At 63.3% G+C, this 21,377-nt stretch carries 20 protein-coding genes; 6 read left to right on the top strand and 14 right to left on the bottom strand.

All coding sequences use genetic code 11. The features are described 5' to 3' along the window. Nucleotides 1–34 precede the first annotated feature (34 nt). A complete protein-coding gene (locus C6558_RS03810) occupies nucleotides 35–967 on the top strand; it encodes a LysR substrate-binding domain-containing protein (RefSeq protein ID WP_025426080.1) in 933 nt (310 codons plus the stop codon). Between the two features lie 21 nt (nucleotides 968–988). On the opposite strand, the gene C6558_RS03805 is transcribed toward C6558_RS03810, so the two are convergent. Together C6558_RS03805 and C6558_RS03800 are read right to left on the bottom strand one after the other, a co-directional pair. Beyond that, nucleotides 989–2,335: a bifunctional diguanylate cyclase/phosphodiesterase gene (locus C6558_RS03805; RefSeq protein ID WP_225906253.1), complete on the bottom strand. Its 1,347-nt coding sequence runs from the start codon at nucleotides 2,333–2,335 to the stop codon at nucleotides 989–991. A 265-nt stretch (nucleotides 2,336–2,600) separates the two neighbouring features. Then, nucleotides 2,601–4,325 carry a response regulator gene (locus C6558_RS03800; RefSeq protein WP_025426078.1) on the bottom strand — a complete coding sequence of 575 codons (1,725 nt, stop codon included), beginning with the start codon at nucleotides 4,323–4,325 and terminating at the stop codon, nucleotides 2,601–2,603. Nucleotides 4,326–4,633: 308 nt separating this feature from the next. Between C6558_RS03800 and mutL the strand changes: the two genes are divergently transcribed. Continuing rightward, nucleotides 4,634–6,442, top strand: coding sequence for a DNA mismatch repair endonuclease MutL (mutL, locus tag C6558_RS03795; protein ID WP_025426077.1), 1,809 nt, complete (start codon nucleotides 4,634–4,636; stop codon nucleotides 6,440–6,442). Nucleotides 6,443–6,539: 97 nt separating this feature from the next. Next, on the top strand, nucleotides 6,540–6,773 hold the full coding sequence (locus C6558_RS03790) for a DUF2093 domain-containing protein (protein ID WP_025426076.1): 234 nt from the start codon (nucleotides 6,540–6,542) through the stop codon (nucleotides 6,771–6,773). A gap of 70 nt (nucleotides 6,774–6,843) precedes the next feature. Here C6558_RS03790 and lpxK read toward each other — a convergent pair whose 3' ends face one another. Further along, complete coding sequence (lpxK, locus tag C6558_RS03785; RefSeq protein WP_025426075.1) at nucleotides 6,844–7,884, bottom strand: tetraacyldisaccharide 4'-kinase; 1,041 nt, start codon at nucleotides 7,882–7,884, stop codon at nucleotides 6,844–6,846. A 160-nt stretch (nucleotides 7,885–8,044) separates the two neighbouring features. Beyond that, nucleotides 8,045–8,710: a metalloregulator ArsR/SmtB family transcription factor gene (locus C6558_RS03780; RefSeq protein WP_084814471.1), complete on the bottom strand. Its 666-nt coding sequence runs from the start codon at nucleotides 8,708–8,710 to the stop codon at nucleotides 8,045–8,047. A 143-nt stretch (nucleotides 8,711–8,853) separates the two neighbouring features. On the opposite strand from C6558_RS03780, the gene C6558_RS03775 reads away from it, so the two are divergent. Then, nucleotides 8,854–9,351: a DUF2938 domain-containing protein gene (locus C6558_RS03775; protein ID WP_025426073.1), complete on the top strand. Its 498-nt coding sequence runs from the start codon at nucleotides 8,854–8,856 to the stop codon at nucleotides 9,349–9,351. A gap of 55 nt (nucleotides 9,352–9,406) precedes the next feature. Here the strand turns inward: C6558_RS03775 and C6558_RS03770 are convergent, their stop codons facing one another. The 5 genes from C6558_RS03770 to C6558_RS03750 form a co-directional block, all read right to left on the bottom strand. Then, the gene (locus C6558_RS03770) at nucleotides 9,407–10,111 is read right to left on the bottom strand and encodes an HAD family hydrolase (protein ID WP_107026863.1); all 705 of its coding nucleotides are present in this window, start codon (nucleotides 10,109–10,111) and stop codon (nucleotides 9,407–9,409) included. A 25-nt stretch (nucleotides 10,112–10,136) separates the two neighbouring features. Continuing rightward, nucleotides 10,137–11,450: a lipid IV(A) 3-deoxy-D-manno-octulosonic acid transferase gene (waaA, locus tag C6558_RS03765; RefSeq protein ID WP_025426071.1), complete on the bottom strand. Its 1,314-nt coding sequence runs from the start codon at nucleotides 11,448–11,450 to the stop codon at nucleotides 10,137–10,139. Between the two features lie 91 nt (nucleotides 11,451–11,541). After that, nucleotides 11,542–11,778, bottom strand: a complete 237-nt coding sequence (locus tag C6558_RS03760) for a DUF4170 domain-containing protein (protein WP_025426070.1) — start codon at nucleotides 11,776–11,778, stop codon at nucleotides 11,542–11,544. Nucleotides 11,779–11,835: 57 nt separating this feature from the next. Next, nucleotides 11,836–12,651, bottom strand: a complete 816-nt coding sequence (locus tag C6558_RS03755) for a 3'(2'),5'-bisphosphate nucleotidase CysQ (protein WP_025426069.1) — start codon at nucleotides 12,649–12,651, stop codon at nucleotides 11,836–11,838. Nucleotides 12,652–12,712: 61 nt separating this feature from the next. After that, nucleotides 12,713–14,059 (bottom strand): TldD/PmbA family protein, encoded by a 1,347-nt coding sequence (locus C6558_RS03750; RefSeq protein WP_025426068.1) that lies wholly within the window; start codon nucleotides 14,057–14,059, stop codon nucleotides 12,713–12,715. A gap of 161 nt (nucleotides 14,060–14,220) precedes the next feature. Here C6558_RS03750 and C6558_RS03745 point away from each other — a divergent pair, with 161 nt between their 5' ends. After that, entirely contained in the window at nucleotides 14,221–16,056 is a 1,836-nt protein-coding gene (locus C6558_RS03745; RefSeq protein WP_025426067.1) for a monovalent cation:proton antiporter-2 (CPA2) family protein, read from the top strand. Nucleotides 16,057–16,170: 114 nt separating this feature from the next. Here C6558_RS03745 and C6558_RS03740 read toward each other — a convergent pair whose 3' ends face one another. Genes C6558_RS03740 through C6558_RS03730 form a run of 3 tightly spaced genes read right to left on the bottom strand, consistent with a single transcriptional unit; the run spans nucleotide 16,171 to nucleotide 19,691 of the window. Then, entirely contained in the window at nucleotides 16,171–17,055 is an 885-nt protein-coding gene (locus C6558_RS03740; RefSeq protein ID WP_025426066.1) for a patatin-like phospholipase family protein, read from the bottom strand. 59 nt (nucleotides 17,056–17,114) lie between these two features. After that, nucleotides 17,115–17,675, bottom strand: a complete 561-nt coding sequence (gene rsmD / locus C6558_RS03735; RefSeq protein ID WP_025426065.1) for a 16S rRNA (guanine(966)-N(2))-methyltransferase RsmD — start codon at nucleotides 17,673–17,675, stop codon at nucleotides 17,115–17,117. A 6-nt stretch (nucleotides 17,676–17,681) separates the two neighbouring features. Beyond that, nucleotides 17,682–19,691 (bottom strand): pseudouridine synthase, encoded by a 2,010-nt coding sequence (locus C6558_RS03730; RefSeq protein WP_025426064.1) that lies wholly within the window; start codon nucleotides 19,689–19,691, stop codon nucleotides 17,682–17,684. Nucleotides 19,692–19,764: 73 nt separating this feature from the next. On the opposite strand from C6558_RS03730, the gene C6558_RS03725 reads away from it, so the two are divergent. Beyond that, the gene (locus C6558_RS03725; protein WP_025426063.1) at nucleotides 19,765–20,214 is read left to right on the top strand and encodes a nucleoside deaminase; all 450 of its coding nucleotides are present in this window, start codon (nucleotides 19,765–19,767) and stop codon (nucleotides 20,212–20,214) included. 12 nt (nucleotides 20,215–20,226) lie between these two features. Here the strand turns inward: C6558_RS03725 and C6558_RS03720 are convergent, their stop codons facing one another. Beyond that, the gene (locus C6558_RS03720; protein WP_025426062.1) at nucleotides 20,227–20,706 is read right to left on the bottom strand and encodes a GNAT family N-acetyltransferase; all 480 of its coding nucleotides are present in this window, start codon (nucleotides 20,704–20,706) and stop codon (nucleotides 20,227–20,229) included. A 3-nt stretch (nucleotides 20,707–20,709) separates the two neighbouring features. Then, nucleotides 20,710–21,330 carry a hypothetical protein gene (locus C6558_RS03715; protein WP_025426061.1) on the bottom strand — a complete coding sequence of 207 codons (621 nt, stop codon included), beginning with the start codon at nucleotides 21,328–21,330 and terminating at the stop codon, nucleotides 20,710–20,712. Nucleotides 21,331–21,377 lie beyond the last annotated feature (47 nt).

Here is a 21,377-nt window from a genome sequence, read left to right as displayed (position 1 = left end):
TGGAAAAAATTGAGCCATGCGATAAGCCTAAGTTATGGAAAATCTACGCCGCCTGCTCCCGTCTGCAACCAGCCTCATCGTGTTCGAGGCTGCCGGCCGTCATCAGAATTTCACCCGAGCCGCCAACGAGCTCGGCATGACGCAGGCGGCCGTCTCCTACGCCATTCGCGGGCTGGAAGAGCAGCTGGGTGTACCGCTCTTCCACCGCGTGCATCGCGCCGTCGAATTGACGGAGGCTGGTGAGAAATTCCACGCCGACGTATCCGTCGGTCTGTCACGGATCCAGAAGTCGGCGGAAGACATTCGCTCCAAGGGGCGCGAGACTAATGTGACGCTTGCGGCATCGACCGCTTTTGCCTCGATGTGGATGCTGCCGCGCCTCAACCGCATGCGCGAGGATCTGCCGGAGATCGATCTGAGGATCCAGACGAGCGTGCGCGATCTCGACCTCGACGAGGAGCCGATCCCGCTCGGCATCCGCGGCGGCGATCCGAGCCATTGGCCGCGCTACCATGCAGCACTTCTGGCCGAGGAAGTCGTCAATGCGGTGGCGACGCCCGCCTATATCGAGCAGCATGGACTGCCAAGCAAACCTGCCGATTTGCTGCGCCACAACCTCATTCATCTGGAAGAACCGGTCCGGCGCGCCTGCGACTGGACCGAATGGTTCGCCAGCGCCGGCCTTCCCTACCCGCCTCAGGCGCGTCGTCTCGCCATCAACGACTATGTCCTGGTGATCCAGGCGGTGCTATCAGGCGAAGGGGTGGCGCTTGGCTGGGAGCACCTGACCGATCCGCAGGTTCGCTCCGGTGCACTGGTGCCGGTCTGCGGTCACGTGCTGAAGACCGGACTGGCGTTTTACGTCGTCTGGCCGCGCTCACGCGAGCTGAACAGTCAGGCGCGACGGGTCAGGGATTGGCTGCTGGCGGAAGGTACGCGAAACCGGGCCGAGAGCGCCAAGGACTGAAACCCACTATTGCGGCAGGGTCTAAAGCTGAGCTGCAACGCCGCGATAGCGGTCCGAGAGGTAGCGCATCGTCGCGACAGCGTCGGCCGGCTTGCCGTAGAAGTAGCCCTGGCCCATGCCGCAGCCGAGCGCCTTCAGCTTCAACGCTTCGGAAAAATCCTCGATGCCTTCGGCGACGACCTCAAGTTCCAGGCCTTCGCACATCGACACGATCGCCTTGATGATATGCTCGGAGGCCCGGTCGGCGGAAATCCGCGACACGAAGGCACGGTCGATCTTGACCTTGTCGAAGGAGAAGTCGCGAAGGCGCCCAAGGCTCGACTGACCCGTGCCGAAATCGTCGAGCGAGACGCGCACGCCGGCTGCCCGAAGCTCAGTCACGATCTTCTGGGCAGTCTCCGCGTCAGCCATGACGGCCGTCTCGGTGATCTCCAGTTCCAACCGTCGCGGGTCGAGACCGATCTGGTTGATGATCGTCAGGAGACGCGTGCTGGTCGCCGGGTCCATCAACTGTGCCGACGACAGGTTGAACGACAGGAACAGCTCCTTCGGCCAGGCGAGTGCCGCATGGGCGGCCTTGCGCAACAGCGTCTCGGCCAGCGATTCGATGAAGCCGCGCTCTTCTGCCAAAGGTACGAACACGGCTGGAGAGACATAGCCGAGGTCGGCGTCGCACCATCTGGCCAGGGCTTCGAAACCGACGACCGCGTCGTTGCGCAGATCGACGATCGGCTGGAAGTGCACGTCGACCTCGTTGGCGATGATCGCGTTGCGCAGCGCCTGTTCGAGCTGCGTCGCGCGCTTCATCTCTTGGGCGATTTCCTGGGAATAGACGGTGATCTGGCCGCGGCCGCGGCGCTTGGAACGATAAAGCGCCGTATCGGCGCTCTTCAGCAGGTCTTCAAAGACCTCGCCGGCAAAAGGATAGACGGCAAAGCCGAACGAAGCGGAAAGGCGGACGTTGCGATCGCCGAGATCGAAGGGCGCCGACAGCACCTCTTTCAACATCTGCCCGACTTTCTCCGCACCCTTGCGCTCGAAGACGAGCGGCAGGACGAAAGCGAATTCGTCGTTCTCGGAGCGAATGATTGTCGCGCCTTCAGGTGCACAGGCTTGCAGCCGATGGGCAACCTGGCAGAGGATCTCGTCGCCGGCTCGCGGGCCGAACAGATCGTTGATCGGTTTGAACCCATCGATATTGGCAAGACCGATGGTAAAGGGAGCGGGATCGCTGGCGCGCTCTTCAGCCAGATCGCAAACGGTCTTGCGGAGTTGGCGCGCGTTGCCGAGCCCGGTCAACAGATCGACCGAGCCGCCGATAGCCGGAGCCTCCCTGCCGATGCGATGATAGGGAGTTTCGCCCGACATCATCGGCCAAGCCCCTGGATCTCAAAAGAACCCGCCCGTCCGTGCCGGTCGGCCGACAAGGCAAGCCGGTCCGCGAAGCGGCGGTGCGCTTCCGGCGAAGTTCCGACGTTGACGGCTGTGGGGCTGCGATGCATTCCGGAGGGGCTCTACACTTTTTGGCAATACGGTGCAGAAGATCGCAATCGGGGGTTAACAATCCGATATCGCCTCGCTCCAAGATCTGCCATCGACATCCCCAATTCTAGCGAGTTGACACGAATTCCGTTCAACCTGCCGTTCGCATGGCCATTACCGGCATGAATTTTCGCAGCACGGCCTCGATCATGTCGGGGCTAACCGGCTTCATGATGTGATCATCCATGCCCGACCTCTTGCACTGCTCCAGATCGATATCGAGGGCCTGAGCGGTCACGGCGATGATTGGCGTTCTGTCGTTTCTCGCCTTTTCCGCTGTTCGAATGGCAACGGTCGCATCGAAGCCGTTCATGACAGGCATGGACACATCCATGAGGACCAGTGCCGGCTGAAGCTCATGCCAGAGTTCGACGGCCTCGCGACCGTTGGCAGCAATGCGATGGGAGACGCCGAGCCCTTCCAGGATCTGCGTGAAGACGAACTGGTTGATCTGGTTGTCTTCGGCAACGAGGACGTCGACCTGTGAAACCGGCACGGACGCTGTGCCCTCGTCCTCAAACGAGATCGACCAGTCCGATTGTAGGAGCGGCGAGGCCTGCGGGCGCTCGGCACAAACACGGAAAACCTCGGTCAGAACAGCGGCAGCATCCTGATCGGATTCGACGGTAACGACCGGGCAATTGCGCCAGGCCCCCGGAATATGCTGCCCATCCGGAAAAGCACCATCCAGCAGCAGAATGTCGAGCTTCACGCCGGCGCTTTCGGCGGCCATGCCGAAGGCGGTCAACTCATCGAGGTTGCGCACCGCACAGGCTTCAAGGCCCGAGCCGCGCAGACGCGCAACCAGCCGATCTTCCGTCAGCCGATCGGCAGAGGCAAGCAGAACGCGCAAACCGCGCGCCGGAAGGGTCTCGATCATCGAGCCCGCCTCGACCAGTTGCTGTACGTTCAGCGCGCGGAACGGATCGTAGAAATTCTGGGCCGGCGCAAAAATGCTGTAGTCGTTGATCTGGAGACCGCCGGAGGGAGCGGAACCATCCTCGGAGCCATTGTACCAGCCGGCGATATCCGTCACGTCGCTCATGCAGGTCACGACGAAATGGCGGCCTGGCATGCCAACGCGATACTTACGGGTGAGAACCCAGAGGTCGCTGCCATCAGCGCGGACAATATGTTCCGCTTCCGAATGCGGCTTGCCGGTTTCAAGCACGCGCCGATCGGAGTGCTCGAAACGTTCGGCAAGTTCGCTGTCGACCAGATCCCAGGCCGAACGACCGAGGATCGCGTCCTGCGAGAGATCGTGAATTAGGCAGAACGCCTTGTTGACCGCGATGTAGTTGAGGTTGCGATCCTTGACGCAGATCGGATTGGGCTGGACATCCAGGATCTCTTCGGTCAGTTCGACCCGCTCGAGGTCCGTCTGCAACTGCTCGTCACGCTTCCTCTGGTCGGAGACATCGGTGATCGAAAGGATGCCGATACCGTTGGAAAGACGACGCTTGCGCATGGAAACCCAGCGCGTGCGGCCGGCGCGCTCGACATTCTCGTAGCGCTCGCGCCAGTGCAGCGCCATATGCTCGGCAATCCAGTCTTCGCGGTTCGTCCGACGACGGCTGTTTTCGGGAACTGTGCCGGGGCGAACTCCGGTGTCGTAGACGGCGCCGAGGAAATCGCGCAATCGCGTTCCCGGCAACAGCATCTCGGAGGGAACGGGGAAGTACTGCAGCATGGTGCGGCTGGCAAAGAGGATGGTGTCGTCCCGGCCGCAGACAACCATCGCTGAGCCGAGCGCATCGCAGCTCGACTCAAGAATGATCCTGTTGATGTCCGCGCCGTTCGGCGCCCCATCGTTCATTGCGCTGTCCTCACTCGCCCCCTGCGGCGGTTTCATTTCGGGACATGCTGGGATGGCCTTGGAAGGCGTCTCTTCGAGCGGGGGTGACACGACGTCCAGCAACGCCGCGGTGCTCCAAAGACAAAACCCGTGATCATTCAGGTTGTTGTGGAAAATCGCAGCAGAATATTAAGGGGCAATTAAATCTCCGTCTCATTTTTTGGTGCACCAATGGGTTGCACAACCAAAGCCCAATAATAGAAGGCACGAGGCGGGGACAGAGCTGTATTTCCACTTCCGTTCCGTCGCCGAATCCGGGAAAATAGAGCATGGCCATCAAGCAGCTCTCCGAGACCCTCATCAATCAGATCGCCGCCGGCGAAGTCATCGAACGCCCGGCCAGTGCCGCCAAGGAACTGATCGAAAACGCGCTCGATGCCGGTGCGACCCGGATCGAAATCGCCACCGCCGGTGGCGGCAAGACGTTGCTGCGCGTCACCGACAACGGCGCGGGCATGCAGCCGGCCGATCTGGAGCTGGCGGTCAGGCGGCACTGCACGTCGAAGCTCGACGACAACCTGTTCGATATCCGCACACTCGGCTTTCGCGGCGAGGCTCTGCCGTCGATCGGATCGGTCTCCCGGCTTTCGATCACCACTCGAACGGCAGGCGCTAGCGAGGGTGCCGTCATTTCCATTGCCGGCGGCAGGACGGACCCCGTCCGCCCGTCGCCCGCCAATACCGGCACGGTCGTCGAAGTCCGCGACCTGTTCTTTGCGACCCCCGCCCGGCTCAAATTCATGAAGTCGGAAAAGGCCGAGGCCTCGGCGATCTCGGATGTGGTGCGTCGCATGGCGATCGCCTTTCCGAAGGTGCGTTTCGTGCTGTCGGGATCTGACCGGACGACGCTGGAGTTTCCGGCGACGGGCGACGACCGGCTCGCCCGCATGGCGCAGGTGCTCGGCAAGGATTTCCGCGACAACGCCATCGAGATCGATGCCGAGCGCGAGGACATTCAGCTGACCGGCTTTGCCGGGGTGCCGACCTACAACCGCGGCAACTCGCTGCAGCAATATGTTTTCGTCAACGGCCGTCCGGTTCAGGACAAGCAACTGCTTTCCGCCATTCGGGCAGCCTATTCCGAAACGATCCCGCATGGCCGCTATCCCGTGGCGGTGCTGTCGATCGCGCTCGACCCGGCACTCGTCGACGTCAACGTGCATCCGGCGAAATCGGATGTTCGCTTCCGCGATCCGGGCCTCATCCGCGGGTTGATCATCGGTGCCATCCGCGAGGCCCTGGCCCGCGAGGGTGACCGGGCATCGACGACCGGAGCGAGCGGAATGATGCAGGCGTTCCGCGCCGAGCAGTTCCGGCCGCGTCAGCCCTGGAGCGCGGAAACCTCGCCCTACCGGCCGACGCATTTCGAGACCATCGTGCGCGGCCTGTCCGAGACGCCGCAGGCAAGCTTTTCTGCCTTCTCCGCACCCTCGGCCCGCACGGCGTCGCCTTTGGCAGAGCCTGACCGGACCGTTGCGGACGCGCTGGCGCCGCAATCGTTTCCACTCGGCGCCGTGCGCGCCCAGCTTCACGAAAACTATATCGTCGCGCAGACGCAGGACGGCCTTGTCATCGTCGACCAGCACGCCGCCCACGAACGTCTCGTCTTCGAAACCATGCGAACGGCGCTGCATTCGAAGCCTGTCGCCGCCCAGGCGCTGCTGATCCCGGAAATCGTCGATCTTTCCGAAGACGATTGCGACCGGCTGATGACGCATGCGGAAGAACTGGGTCGCCTCGGCCTCGGCATCGAGCGCTTCGGACCTGGCGCCATCGCAGTGCGGGAAACGCCGGCCATGCTGGGCGAGATGGATGCCGCCGGCCTCGTGCGCCAGCTCGCCGACGAGATTGCCGAATGGGACACGGCCAACGGGCTCGCCAGCCGGCTTGAATATCTCGCCGCGACCATGGCCTGCCATGGATCCGTCCGCTCCGGCCGCCGCATGCGGACTGAGGAAATGAACGCACTGTTGCGCCAGATGGAAGCAACGCCGGGCTCTGGCCAATGCAATCACGGCCGGCCGACCTATATCGAGCTGAAGCTCTCCGACATCGAGCGACTGTTCGGCAGGAGCTGATGCCGGGAGCGGTCCGGCGCGGCGAAATGCACTGGCATTTTACCGGGCGTCGGGCTAGATCAGACAGCAGACCACGAAGACGGAACAGGCCCAGAAAATGATGAACCGGTTTGAAGGAAGCGCCTCGCGCGAAGCGAAGGTCCGTTATCTCGACGGCGACTTTCAGATCGTCCTTGCTGGCTCGCATGTCATCTGCGCGATGACGGGCAAGACCATTCCCGTGGACGAACTGCGCTACTGGAGCGTTGCCCGTCAGCAGCCCTATGTCGACGCGGAAGCCTCGCTCGAAGCGGAAAAGCGCGCAGGCGCCCTGCCGAACCAGCGCCGCTAACGTTTTCCGTCAGGAGGGCCTTCCCATGGCTCCGCTGGCGACAAAAACGCTCTAACGGCCAAATCCAGCCTTACTTCTGTTCCGCTTCCCGCAGCTTGCGGGTGCGCGCGGCCGACAGCGCGGTTGTCACGATCTTTGCCGGTGCCGACGGATCGTCGAAGTGCACGTCGATTTCGATCACCCGGCTTGCCCGAGCCAGTTCCGCTGCCCGGCCGTGGCCGGGCTCCAGGCGAACCATGTCCTTGGCCGTGGTCACGAGCGTGCAGCCGAGTGCTGCGGCCCGGTCGAGAAGGTCCGATATCTCGTCCTCTGAGAAATGATGATGGTCGGGGAAGCTGCGGGTTTCCTCGATGACGGCGCCGGTTTCCCGTACGGTGCGATAGAATTTTTCCGGGTCGGCGATACCGGCCCAGGCCAACACTCTCACGCCGTTCAGCGAGCCGTCGTCGAGCCGCACGACCTCCGCCTGGTAGACCTGCTTGCCGGCCCGGGCGGCGCGACGGATCAAGGCATCCGCCTCGGCGCCGTTGCCGATCTTCAACAGCGCGGTCGCATGGCGCAACTGATTGGAAATCGGCGCGCGCACCGGGCCTGACGGCACGAGGTAACCGTTGCCGATGCCGCGGCGGGAATCGATGACGAGCAGCGCAAAATCGAAGGCCAGCCGCGCGCTCTGGAAACCATCGTCCATGATGATGATATCGACGCCTTCGGCCACCAGCCGGCGGGCACCATCGACGCGGCGACGGCACACAACCGTCAGCGCCTCGCGCGCCAGCAACAACGGCTCGTCGCCAACATCGCGTGCCCTGTGGTGTTCAGGCTCGACGATCGTCGTCACATCAAGCGAACCGCCATAGCCGCGGCTGAGGAAACCCGGCTTCAGGCCTTTGGCCCTGACGGCGCGCGCAAGCGCGATCGCCGTCGGCGTCTTGCCGGCGCCGCCGACCGTGAAATTGCCGATGCAGATGATCGGGACCGGAACGGACGCTCGGCGAGCGCGGTCCATGCGCAGGCCGGCGATACGTCCATAGATCCAGGAAAACGGCCACAAAGCCCGCGCACGCCAATCCGCCTTTGTCCACCAGAACGGCGGCGCTTCCGATACCATCTTTGTTTCCGTGGCCCCGTCTGGTCCTTCCGGGAAGGACGATGCACATCTTGGCTGCCGCTGGCCAAAACCGGCGACGGCGTAACTGCCGACAAAAAACGTCAGAACGCGGAAAAAGGCAAGCGGCACAAGACAATGCCTGTTGCGTCAGACTTGTCGTCTAGCTGAGGTCCCGGCTTTCCACAGCAAGGCCGGCTGCTTTCCAATCCGGGAACCCGCTCTCAAGCCGGCGGACGGTAAAGCCGTTGCCTTGCAGAACCCTCACCGCGTCAAACGACAAGGCGCAGTAAGGCCCGCGGCAATAGGCGACGATCTCGCCTCCTTCAGGCAGTTCGGCAAGGCGTCGTTCGAGTTCCGCAATCGGAATATTGATCGCACCGGGAAGATGACCCGACAAAAATTCGTCCTGCGGCCGCACATCCAGCAGCGTGACGTCCCCTCCCCGCATCCGCAGCAGCAACTCTTCGCGCGAAATCGCCTCGAGGCGGTCCGGTCGGTCGAGGCGATCGGCGACGAGTTCGCGGATCTGAGCGCGATTGTGCTCGGCATATTGACGCAGGGCCGAGAGCAGGCCGATCACCGGGCCGGCACCCAGCCGATAAAGCACGCGCTTGCCATCCCGCCGGGTCTCGACAAAACCGGCGCGGCGCAACTGCTGCAGATGCTGCGACGCGTTGGCGATGCTCAGGCCGGCGAGCTCAGCAAGACGCTCCACCGAGCGCTCGCCCTGGGCGATATGCTCGAGCAGGAGCAGGCGCTGGGGGCTCGCAAGCGTGTGGGCAAGCTCGGCAAATTCCTCGAAGATATGGAGTTGAAGGTCGGTCATTGACAGAAGCCTAGCATTTCTCCATGACTCATTCAATTACTCAATTGAATGATGCTTTGACTTGTCAGATGACAGATCGAACGCCCGCATGTGCGCGATCTGTCGATGCAGCGGCCATGAAGATGATGTGAGAGGATACGAATATGGAAAAGGATCTGGTGTTGCAGGCCATCCTGATCGGGATCGGTGCGACTGCGGTCATGGATCTCTGGGCGGTGGCGGTGAAACGTTTGCTCGGCATACCTTCCCTGGACTACGGCATGGTGGGCCGCTGGATCGGACATTTTCCGCAGGGCCGCTTCCTGCACCAGCGTATCGCAGCAGCGGCACCCGTCCGTAGCGAGCGGCTGATCGGCTGGACTGCACATTATGCGATCGGCGTAGTCTTCGCCGGACTTCTGTTGCTGATCTGGGGGACTGACTGGGCGGAGCGGCCGACGCTTGTCCCGGCACTCATTGTCGGCCTCGCGACCGTGGTCGCACCGTTCTTCCTGATGCAGCCGGGTATGGGCGCGGGCATCGCGGCCTCGAAAACGCCGAGCCCCAACATTGCCCGCCTGCGCAGCCTGCTCGCACATGCGGCATTCGGCTTCGGGCTCTATCTCTCGGCGTTGGCTTTATCGGTCCTCTGGCGATCATAGGACCATGCTTGAAACTCGTGAGAGCGGCAACGAAGGAAATACAGCTCGGCAAAACCTAGAGAACGGCTTCAAGCTCGGTGATATCAGCCAGGCAATGGTCAGAGGCATCGGCGAGCGATTGGCGCGAGCCGGTGCCCGTCAGCACTGCGACGGTCATGCCGACGCCGGCGTTGCGGCCCATGTGCATGTCGTGATTGTTGTCGCCGACGACCACGACCTGCTGCGGATCAAGCCCCGTCGCGGCACAGAAGCCGAGCACCATGCCGGGCTCGGGCTTGACACCGTAGCCGCTGTCGTAGCCGGCGACGTAATGCAGATAGCCGTCGAAACCAAAGCGTCTGGCGGTTTCGCGGATCGAGCGCTCGTTGTCGCTGGATGCGACACCCAGGCGATAGCCCTTGGCATGCAGACCGGCGAAGAACGACCCGAGGTCGGTGACCGGTACCGCGTACTCGGCAGAACGGGCAAACAACCCGTCAAGCAGCGTCGTCAACGCTTCCACGGTAAACGGCGCACCGGCGGTGACGAACCCGGTCGAGATCTCGACGGTGTTGCCGCCGGCAAGCAGGCTGTCGGGCAACACATGGCCGGTGTCCGGATCCATGCCGCCGGCCTTGAGCAGGGTGCGGGCCAGGCCCTCGTCGCCCTTGGCTGCGATCTTCGCCAGTTCGTAGTTCACCGGCACCCAGCTCTTGGCGTAGTCGAGCAGCGTTCCGTCCTTGTCGAACAGGATACCGGCGATGGCTGTCGGTGCGCTCATGGTGATCTTGCGTCTCCCGGTGTGGTCAGATGTCGTTGCGCGGTTCGAGCCGCGCCTTGACGACGAGCGGATTGATATAGGGCTCGAGCCCCTTCATCGTCGCCGACAGCGCTCCGCGCATCTCTTGCACGGTTTCGAGGCCGGCATCGATCATCGAACGACGCATGTCGTCGTTGGCGAGCAGGTAGTTGACGCCCTTTGCCAGCATCTCGGTATCGCGGACGATCTTGGCGCTGCCGTTCTTGGCGAGCATCTGGTAGGTCTCGCGGAAATTCTGGACGTTGCCACCCGAAAGAACGGCGCAGCCGAGCATTGCCGGCTCCAGCGGATTCTGCCCGCCTTCGGCAAACAGCGAGCGTCCGACAAAGGCCACCTCGGTCAGGCGCAGATAGAGCCCCATCTCGCCGATCGTGTCGCCAAGGAAAATATCGACGTCTGATGTCAGCGGATCGCGACGGGTGCGACGCGCAACTTTCAGCCCCTTGGCCGTTAGCGCCGCCTCGATCGCATCGCTGCGCTCGGGGTGCCGCGGCACGACGATGGTCAACAGACCGGTGCGCTCCTTGAGGGCACGATGCACGACGCCGGCAGCATTTTCCTCGCCGTCGAAGGTCGAGATCGCCGCCCAGGTTTTGCGCGTGCCGATCTGCTGGCGATATTCCTTCAACGCCTGCGGGTCGTGCGGCGGCGCGTCGGTATCGACCTTCAGGTTACCCGATACCATTACCGGCAGAGCACCGAGCGTGCGAAACCGCTCGGCATCGACATCCGATTGGGCGATGACGAGCGCGAGGTTCTCAAACAGTGCATCGGCGAGCGCCGGCCGTTTCTTCCAGCGGGCGAATGTGCGGTCGGACAGGCGGCCGTTGACCAGAACCTGCGGGATATGGCGTCGCCCAAGTTCCAGGATGGTCATCGGCCAGATCTCGGATTCGGCGATGATGGCCAGATCCGGCTGCCAGTATTCGAGGAAACGATTGACCGCCGGCTTGAAATCGAGCGGCACGTATTGGTGAATGACCGCCTCGCCCAGACGCCCAGCCGCGACCCGCGCCGACGTCTTCGTGCCGGTCGTCAGCACGACATTGATACCGCGGCGATGGATTTCCTTGATCAGCGGGATGACCGCATTGGTCTCTCCGACGCTTGCAGCGTGGAACCAGACGAGCGGACCTTGCGGACGCGGCACGCTGGCATGGCCGTAACGCTCGCGGCGGCGCGCCGGGTCCTCCTTGCCCTTCGCAGCGCGCAGGGCAAGATAGGACCACACGAACGGATAGATCGCCGAACCAATCCAGCGATAGCTGGAGAGCGCCAGCCGGGCGCGAAAGCTGCTCATGGCCTCAATCCCCAGCCCAATGGAAAGCTCGGGCGAAGGTCAGACGCAGCGCGCGCGCGGGAACGCGCCACGCATGCCCAAGGCATCGGCATCAATCGTTTTCCGGATCGAGCAGGCGATGCATGTGAACGATGAAATAACGCATATGGGCGTTGTCGACGGTCATATGGGCCTTCGACTTCCAGGCAATGTGGGCGCTTTCGTAGTCAGGATAAATGCCGACGATATCGAGCTTGTCCAGGTCACGGAAATGAACATCGGTGAGTGTGGTCAGTTCACCACCAAAGACCAAATGCAGACGTTGTTTCTTCTCGGAGTCGTGAGCCATTGGAGTTCCATTTTTTTTAGGGTATGGGCGTTGGTTTGCGGCATTCGGCCAGAAAGGTCAATGGCCCTCAAGGGTCCTTGAGGCAGCAAGCAATCCCGGCAACGTCGCCTTCGACGCCGCGCAAAGAAGCCCATGAACGACATTGGGGCGATTGTAGGACAGGGCCCGAGATTCAAGCGTATTGAGCGCCCCGCCCGCCCTTTCGAGGATGAGGTCGGCGGCGGCGAGATCCCAGTCATGTGAGTTCTTCTTGACCACCGTGCCGTCGATCCGCCCGTCCGCAACCATTGCCAGCCTGTAGGCGAGCGAAGGCACATGCGGTACCCGCACGATGCCGTTGCGATAGGACGGTGCTAGGGCCGAGACGACGTCTTCGGCGACCGCCACATGCAGCGCTTCGCCATCGTGGACGTCGCGCACGCGAATGCCCGCACCGTTCTTCAGCGCCGGACCATCCACGGTTGCCTGAAACAGCTCGTCGAGCGCCGGCGCATAGAGCACACCGGCAACCGGCAGGCCACGGTGGACGACAGCGACGCTGACGCACCAGAGATCCTTGCCGGCGATGAAGGCGCGGGTACCGTCGATCGGGTCGATGACGAAGACCGTTTCGCGGGTGAGACGGCTCTCATCGTCGTCCGTCTCTTCCGACAGCCAGCCGTAGTGCGGCCGGGCGCCCAGCAGGCGGTCCCTAAGGATGTCGTTGGCGGCGATATCGGCCTCGCTGACCGGCGAACGCCCCTCGTTTTTCCAGCGCACATCGGGCTCGTTCCGAAAGTAAGTCAAAGCCGTTTCGCCGGCGGCGATCGCGGCGGAAAGGATCAGATCCAGATCCTCCTTCCACGTCGCGATCGATGGTGCTTTGTCTGACATTCAAATCCTTATGCGTCGGCATACGGCCGAACGTTTTTGTCATGGCATCGACGTCAGCAGCTCAGAGGCCGGCGAGCGTCATGCCTTCGATGGCGAGTGTCGGTGCGGCAACGCCGAACTTCCTGTCGATGTCGTCGGCCGGCGTGATCGCCATGAACATCTGCTTGAGGTTGGACGCGATCGTGACCTCGGACACGGCAAAAGTCAGCTCACCGTTCTCGATCCAGAAGCCTGAGGCGCCGCGGCTATATTCGCCGGTCACCATATTGACGCCCTGGCCGATCAGCTCGGTCACGTAGAAGCCGGTTCCGACACTGCGGATCAGGTCTTCGCGTGAAACCGAACCCGGTTCGAGCGCCAGGTTGGTGGAAGCCGGATTGACCGTCGGGCCGCCGCGCACGCCGCGGCCGTTGGTCTCAAGACCGAGTTCGCGCGCCGCGGAGGTCGACAGAAACCAATGGTTCAGCACGCCATCCTCGACCATCGTCAGCTTGGAGCCGCTGACGCCTTCGCCGTCGAACGGACGCGAAGAGGAGCCACGGACGATCAAGGGGTCGTCCGTCACCGACAGGCCGGCCTTCATGACCTGCTTGCCCATCATATCGCGCAGGAAACTGGTCTTGCGCGCGACGGATGCGCCGTTGATGGCGCCGGCGATATGCCCGACGAAGCCGCGCGCCATGCGCGGATCGAAAACAACAGTGACATTCCTGGCAGTCGGCACCTGGCGGGGGTTGATCCGCGCGACGGCACGCTCGCCCGCAAGCCGGCCGATTTCTTCGGCAGCACGCAATTCGTCGAAGTAGATGCGGCTGTCGTAGTCGTAGTCGCGCTCCATCTTCGTGCCTTCGCCGGCAATCGCGCTCACCGAACGGCCGAAGCGGGTCGCCATGTAGGAGCCGGAGAAACCATGCGAGGTCACGAGCACGAGCCCGCCCATGCCGGCGGAGGCACCTGCGCCGCTGGAGTTGGTGACACCAGACACCGCAAGGGCAGCCTCTTCCGCGGCGAGTGCCGCCTCGGTCAGGGCGTCCGTCGAAACTTCGCGATCGTCGAAAAGCTCGAGATCCGGGTAGCATTTCGCCAGCCGGTCCGGATCGGCAAGCGAAGCGAAGGGATCTTCGGGCGATGCCTTGGCCATCGCCACGGCCCGCTCGGCGAGCACCTTCAGGTCGAACCCGGGATTGGCCGAAACGCTGGCGACGCGGTTGCCGACAAAGACGCGCAGCGAGAAGTCGTCGCTTTCGGATGCTTCGGTTGCTTCGACCTTGCCGAGGCGAACCGAGACGGAACGGGAGCGCCCGCGAACGACGACGGCGTCAGCGGCGTCGGCACCTGCCTTGCGGGCAAGATCCACCAGTTCGGCGGCGCGTTTTTCGAGGGAGGCGGAATCGATCGTTTCTGACATGATGTGGCCTTTCATTCCTGCCCCATTTATTGTGCACTGAAGCATGCATCAAGGGCATTGGCATGATTCCCGCCCATACACTGCCCCATACACTGCAATGACACTCCCGCCGAAACCTCTGCCTGCCTGGGCAGGACGAGGCCATATCGAAAGCAATCAGCATGACGACGACCCCGATCATCTACTCCCAGGCGTTGATATTGCTCGGGGGCGCAGTCATCGCGGCGCCACTGTTCAAGCGTCTCGGGCTTGGCACGATCCTCGGCTATCTCGCGGCCGGGATCCTGATCGGCCCGGTTGCCCAGAGCATCACCGATGGCGAAGAGATCCTGCACGGTTCCGAACTCGGCGTCGTCTTCCTGCTCTTCATCATCGGGCTGGAACTGAAGCCGTCGCGGCTTTGGCAGCTGCGGCGCGACATCTTCGGTCTCGGCACGGCGCAAGTCCTCATCACCGGTGTGGTCCTGTCCTACGGGATCGCCCTGACCGGACTGCTCGATCATGCCGGAAGCATCGTCGCCGGCTTCGGCTTAGCGCTGTCGTCCACGGCCTTTGCCATGCAGATTCTCGATGAGGGCAACGACCGCAATACGCGCTTCGGCCAACGCGCCTTCTCGATCCTTCTGCTGCAGGATCTGGCGATTGTCCCGCTGCTTGCGCTGATCCCGCTTCTGGCGGCGCAAGCGCCGGAGGATACGACGCCGCCACTCGAAGACTTTGCCATCGCCATCACAGCGGTTGCGGTCCTTGTGGCCGCAGGCCGCTATCTACTCAACCCACTGTTCCAGATCATCGCCCGAACCGGCGCGCGCGACGTGATGATTGCCGCCGCCCTGCTGGTGGTCATGGGAGCGGCAACGCTGATGCAGATGGCCGGCCTTTCCATGGCCATGGGCGCCTTCCTTGCCGGCGTGCTCCTGGCAGAATCCTCCTATCGCCATGAACTTGAGGCCGATATCGAGCCCTTTCGCGGCATCCTGCAAGCCCTGTTCTTCATGGCCGTGGGCCTGTCGCTGCAACTTGACGTGATCATCGACAATTACCTGGTGATCATTGTTGCCGTACCTCTGCTGATGCTGGTGAAGAGCTTCATCCTCTACTGGCTCTGCCGCCTGGCCGCCTCGCATCACAACGATGCGGTGCGCGTCAGCTTGCTCTTGCCGCAAGGCGGCGAATTCGGCTTCGTCCTGTTTACTGCTGGAGCGGTCGCTGGCGTCTTCTCGCCGGGCAGCGCATCGCTGCTCGTCGCCATCGTTACGCTTTCGATGGCGCTGACCCCGATCGCCTCCATGCTCGCCCCGCGCCTCATGCGCGAACAGGACGAGATGGCCGACGAAATGGAGGAGGACTTCGAAGGTGCTGATGCCGACGTGCTGATGATCGGCTTTTCGCGTTTCGGCCAGATCGCCGCGCAGATCCTGCTTGCCGGCGGTCGCGACGTGACGATCATCGACCACTCGGCCGCGCGTGTTCGCCAGGCGGCGACCTTCGGCTTCCGGATCTACTTCGGCGACGGCAACCGGCTCGACGTGCTGCGTGCCGCCGGCATCGAGCGGGCGAAGCTCATCGCCATCTGCACGCAAAAGAAGGAAACGACCGACCGGATCGTCGATCTGGTTCAGGCCGAATATCCGGACGCCCGTATCTTCGCGCGATCCTACGACCGGCTGCATACGCTCGAACTGAGGGCGAAGGGCGTCGACTACGAGCTGCGCGAAACCTTCGAGTCCGGCCTGCTCTTCGGTCGAAAGACGCTGGAGGCGCTGGGCGTCGGCAACGAAGAGGCGCTCGCCATCATGGACGATATCCGCAAGCGCGACGAGGCCCGCCTGGTGCTGCAGGAGGCAGAGGGCATCACCGCCGGGCGCGACATGCTGCATTCGCAGCCCGTGCGTCCCGAGCCGCTGGTCAAGCCCAAGCGCGACGTCGATCATTCCTCGGAAACGGGCGAGAGCATCCTGCCGGGATTGCCGGCTGACGAGCGGGAAAGCGCCTAGAACATTTCCAGGAAAAGGCGAAGCGGTTTTCCGTCAGGCAATGTGTTAAAATAGGGAGATAGAGCGTTTCTGCGGCTCTGTCGCTCTAACAGAAACGGCGACCGGCCGACAGCCTTATCCGGAGACGCCGGCCACCTTCATTCGCTCCTCAAGCGTCCGCTTGAACTGATCCTTGATGCCGGCGGTCGCCGCCAGGACTTCCTTTGCGCGCAGAAAATCCATCACCCGATAGCGGCCGACATCCGGCCGCAGCAGGATATCCGGCGCACCTTCCTTCAGTTTCATGGCGATGATCGACTGCATCATCAGCTGGCTGGCGCCGAACAGGCTGTCGATGCGGCTGGGGATCGTCTCGCCATCACCGTCCGGGCCGCCGACGACATCGACGCCGACGACGATCTCAGCAAGGCCGCGAAGATGATCGAAGGGGATGGGATTGTAGATGCCGCCATCGATCATCACCCGGCCGTCGATCTTGACCGGCATGAAGACCGCAGGCAGGGCTGCGGACGCCGCCAGCGCCTTCTGCAGGTCGCCTGTCGCGCAGATGTGCTCGGTCTGGCCATAGTAGTCGGTAACGACAACTTTGAGCGGAATATCCAGTTCTGAAAACGTCGCGGGGATGGCTTCGGGCAGGAACGCCTTCAAGACGCGCTCGATGTTGAACTGACCGAAACGAAAGCCGTTGGTCATCGCTTCCGACCAGCTAGCCGGTCGCAACTGCCACAGGCGATTGACGACCTCGCGGCGGTGGCCAACCGTCGCAAGCGTGTGTTCCCGGATTTCCTTGCCGCTGAGGCCCGCCGCCATACCGGCGCCCATGATGGCGCCGATCGACGAGCCGGCGATGACAACAGGGCGAATGCCCAACTCGTCGAAAGCCTCGATGACATGGATATGGGCGAGCCCGCGGGCACCGCCGCCGCCAAGCGCCAGCGCGACCGACGGTTCGCTCGCGCTGACCGGCGAAATATCCGCGGTGGAAACGTCCTGCTTCATCGACCTGCACCTCAGTTCAGCCGGCAGTCTAACTTTGCAAGCGAATCAAAAGTGTGACGTCAGACGCCACGGAAGCGGTAGAAATGCATGCGTGTATCGCCGAACACCCTGACGTCCAGCCGCTCGAAAACGGCTGTTGGCGCAGGCTGAACGTCGGCACGCTCCTCCAGCACGACAAGGGCATTCGGAACCAGCCAATTGCCGAGAGCCGCCGACGCCAACGCCTTCTCTCCCAATCCCATCGCGTAGGGTGGATCTGCAAAGACCAGGTGGAACGGCTCCATCGTGCCGACGGAACCGAGGCTGGTCGCATCCCTGCGGAAGACCTTGGCGCGACCTTGCAGGCCGAACGCCTCGATATTGTTCTGCAGGAGACCCCTGCCCTCGACGCCCTGTTCGACGAAGAGTGCCTGACGGCACCCCCGCGACAGGGCCTCGAGGCCCACGGCTCCGGTGCCGGCAAAAAGATCCAGCACCCGGGTGCCATCGAGAGCCTCCGGATACGAATGGCTCAGGATGTTGAACAGGCTTTCGCGCGTCCGGTCGGTGGTCGGACGGATATCATTCGACTTGGGCGTAGCCAGACTGCGGCCACGGAACTCTCCGCCGACAATGCGCACGACCGCTTAGTTTCCTCTGCCGCGCGGCTTGCCGCCGGCCGGGCGCCCACCGCCACCGGGACGGCCGCCACCACCGGGCCTGCCGCCGCCGCCAGCCGGTTTTCCGCCACCGGGCTTGCCGCCACGCGGACCACCCGAGCGTTCACCAAAGGATTTGCCGCCGGATGGCTTGCCACCGAAGGACTTACCGCGAGGCTTATCGCCGAACGGGCGGTCACCGCCTTCGCGGCGTGGCGGACGATCGCCCTCGGCGCGCGGGGTTCTCGGCTTGTCGGAATAGCTGCGCGGACCACCTTCGGCGCGGGCAGGCCGATCGCCACGTGGGCGGTCGCCATCTTCGCGACGTGCAGGCCGGTCGCCTTCAGCGCGCGGGAACCGCGGCTTGTCGGAGAAGCTGCGCGGTCCTCCTTCTGAACGGGCCGGCCGATCGCCGCCTTCGCGACGCGGGGGACGATCACCGTGATCGCGCGACCTGCGGTCTCCGGCATCGCCCGACTTGCGCCGGCCGAAGCCGCCATCACGGCCTTCATCCTTGCCGCGGCGTGCGGGTTCGCTGGCGCTGATCCATTCGCCCTCTTCATCCCGGCGCTTGACCGGTGCGGCGGAAGCCGGACGGTCGAAGTCCCTGGGCGCACCGCCCTTGCGGTCGGGATCGAACTTGCCGGATGACTTCGTCGCAAATCCATCCTTCGTGCGGCCGTAGCGTTTGGTCTTCGGAGCGCCATCCGGGCGCTCGCGACGGGCCGGCGTTGCCGAGGCATCGCCTTCAGCGGACTTCGGCTTCTTCTCGGCCAGCGGACGCGCACCGGGCGCCATCCACACATTGGCCGTGCGGGCGCGTTGCGCCGGCGTGCGCTTCGGCCGATCCTCGAACTTGGCGTCGCCGCGCTCTTCGCGGGGGCCACCCTTGCCGCGGGGACCTTCCTTACCACGCGGCCCATCCTTGCCACGGCCACCGTCGCGGCGGTCGTCACGACGGGTATCAAGACGGGAAAGCGCGCGCTCGCGCTTGTCTTCCGGCTTTTCCCAGCGGTTGGCACGCTCGGGCTTGCGGGTGTCGGAGGCTTCGCCTTCCGGCGCTTCGCCAGGAAGGGTTGCCGACTGATCGTTGTAGAGCGGCGCGTCGAAGTTCGCCTTGGCGTCTTCGATCAGGCGCGGGCCGAGCTGGTCGCGCAGCGTCCGGCCACGGATTTCCTGCACATGGCCTTCCGGCAATTCGCCGAGCTGGAACGGGCCGTAGGAGATACGGATAAGGCGGTTGACGTCGAGCCCGAGCGCGCCGAGCACGTTCTTGATCTCACGGTTCTTGCCTTCGCGCAGACCCATCGTGATCCAGACGTTCGAACCCTGCACACGGTCGAGCGTCGCTTCGATGCCGCCGTAAAGCACGCCGTCGACGGCAATGCCGTCCTTCAGCTTGTCCAGTTCGTCCTGGTCGATTTCGCCATGGGCGCGCACGCGATAGCGGCGCAGCCAGCCGGTCGACGGAAGTTCGAGCACGCGGGCAAGCCCGCCGTCGTTGGTCAAAAGCAGCAGGCCTTCGGTGTTGATGTCGAGGCGGCCGATCGATAGAACGCGCGGCAGCTCGTCCGGCAGGTTGTCAAAGACCGTCGGGCGGCCCTCCGGGTCGGCATTGGTGGTCACCAGTCCGGCCGGCTTGTGGTAGAGCCACAGACGGGTGCGCTCGATGCCGCGGATCGGATTTCCGTCGACTTCGATGCTGTCGGCCAGTGTCGCGTTGACAACAGGCGTGTCGAGAATGACGCCGTTGAGCTTCACCCGACCTTCCATGATCATGCGTTCGATATCGCGGCGCGAGGCAACGCCGGCGCGCGCCAGGATTTTGGAGATGCGCTGCGGCTCGTCGCTGCTTGCGGCGGCGGGCTTCGGGCCTGCCTTGGGCGGCCGCGAGGCACCGGCTTCAGGCGCTGCCGCCTTCTTGCCAGCGAATTGAGGTTTCTTGTCCCGGCCAGCGGGCTTGCCGCCAGGCCGCGTGGGCTTGTCTTTGGATGTCATTTGTGTTGCCTGCCTTTTGCGGCTGTCCTATCAGGTCGGAGCCCGTGGGTTAAGAGAAATTATTGTTTGAGCGATGGCTGATACGACACGCTTCATGGATGCGGCCCTCGAAGAGGCCAAAAAGGCGGGCCAACGTGGCGAGGTGCCGATCGGCGCCGTCGTCGTTTTCAACGGCGAGATCATCGCGCGCGCCGGAAACCGAACCCGCGAACTCAACGATATCACCGCCCATGCCGAGGTCGTTGCGATCCGCGAAGCGTCCATGGTGCTCAACGACGAACGGCTGACGGGCGCCGACCTCTATGTCACCCTGGAGCCCTGCACCATGTGCGCGGCAGCGATTTCCTTTGCCCGCATCCGTCGCCTCTACTACGGCGCCGAAGACCCCAAGGGTGGCGCGGTCGATAGCGGCGTGCGCTTTTACGGCTCGCCGACATGCCACCACGTGCCCGATGTCTATTCCGGGCTTGCCGAGCGCGAAGCCGCTGACATTCTCAGGGATTTTTTTGCCGGGAAACGCTAAGTGAGCGAACTCTCAGCCGGCTGCGAAAGACTCTAGCGCCGCACCCGCAAGCCGGTAGCGCGTCCACTCCGACATCGGTTCGGCGCCGACGGCTTCGTAAACGCGGATTGCCGGCTCGTTCCAATCGAGCACGCTCCATTCGAAACGACCACAGCCTTCCTCGACGGCGATCTTGGCGAGATGCTTCAACAGCATCTTGCCCGCGCCGGAGCCGCGGCAATCCGGCGTTACGTAGAGGTCTTCGAGATAAAGCCCCTTGCGCGCCTGCCAGGTGGAGTAGTTGTAGAACCACATGGCAAAGCCAGCCGGCTTTCCGTCCTTCTCGCAGATCACCGCACGGGTGAGCGCATCCGGGCCAAAGAGCGAGGCCTGCAACTGCTCGACCGTCGCCTCGACTTCGTCGGGCGCCTTCTCGTAGGTGGCCAGTTCTGTGATGAAGCGCAGGATGGTTTCCGCGTCTTCCGGTCGCGCGTCGCGAATGCTGATCGTCATGGTTTAAAAGGGCCAGTACCACTTGCTGCCGGAATTCTTGATCTGCGCTTCCTTCTTGCGGCGGCGCTCCTTGAGCTTTTCCGGCTCACCAAGGTCGGCTTCCGAAGCTTCCGGAAGGCGGCGGTATTCGAGCGGCGGATCGCTCAGGAAGCGGCGCTTGTCGGCGTAGGCACCCATCTCGATCTTGCGCGCGTCGCGATAGGCTTGCTGCTGCTCCTTGGCCGAAAGGCGGCGGCCATTGGCGCTGGCCTTTGCGAGTGGCGAGACGTAGTTTGGGTTGTCCTTGTTGGCGTCGGCTTCTTCGCGCAGACGGTTGCGCGCCTCTTCCGGAGATTCGACCCACTCCGGATTGGCTTCGCGACTGGCGAGCGACTTCTGCGGCTCCACGAGGGCGGTCTGCTGGCCGGTAGGCGGCAGCACCAGGCCGGGGCGCGGCTGGTACTTGACCGGATCACGCTTCGTCGGGGTAAAGCTCACAGCGCTTCCGAGATCGTCGATCAACTGCTCGCCAGCCGATTTGTCGGTGCCGTAGGTCGGACCGCCGATGCAGCCGGAAAGTACCAGGCCGCTCGTCATAATGGCGGCAACGCTAGCAAACAGTCGCAACTCTCGCGTCATTTCCATGAAATTCCTTCTAGCCGGCCACCGTCACGTGCGCGGCCACTCAGCGC

Source organism: Ensifer sp. NM-2 (genome assembly GCF_003024455.1).
GTDB lineage: Bacteria > Pseudomonadota > Alphaproteobacteria > Rhizobiales > Rhizobiaceae > Ensifer > Ensifer canadensis.
Note: the sequence above shows the minus strand (reverse complement) of the source record. Positions and strands in the feature narration are given on the sequence as shown.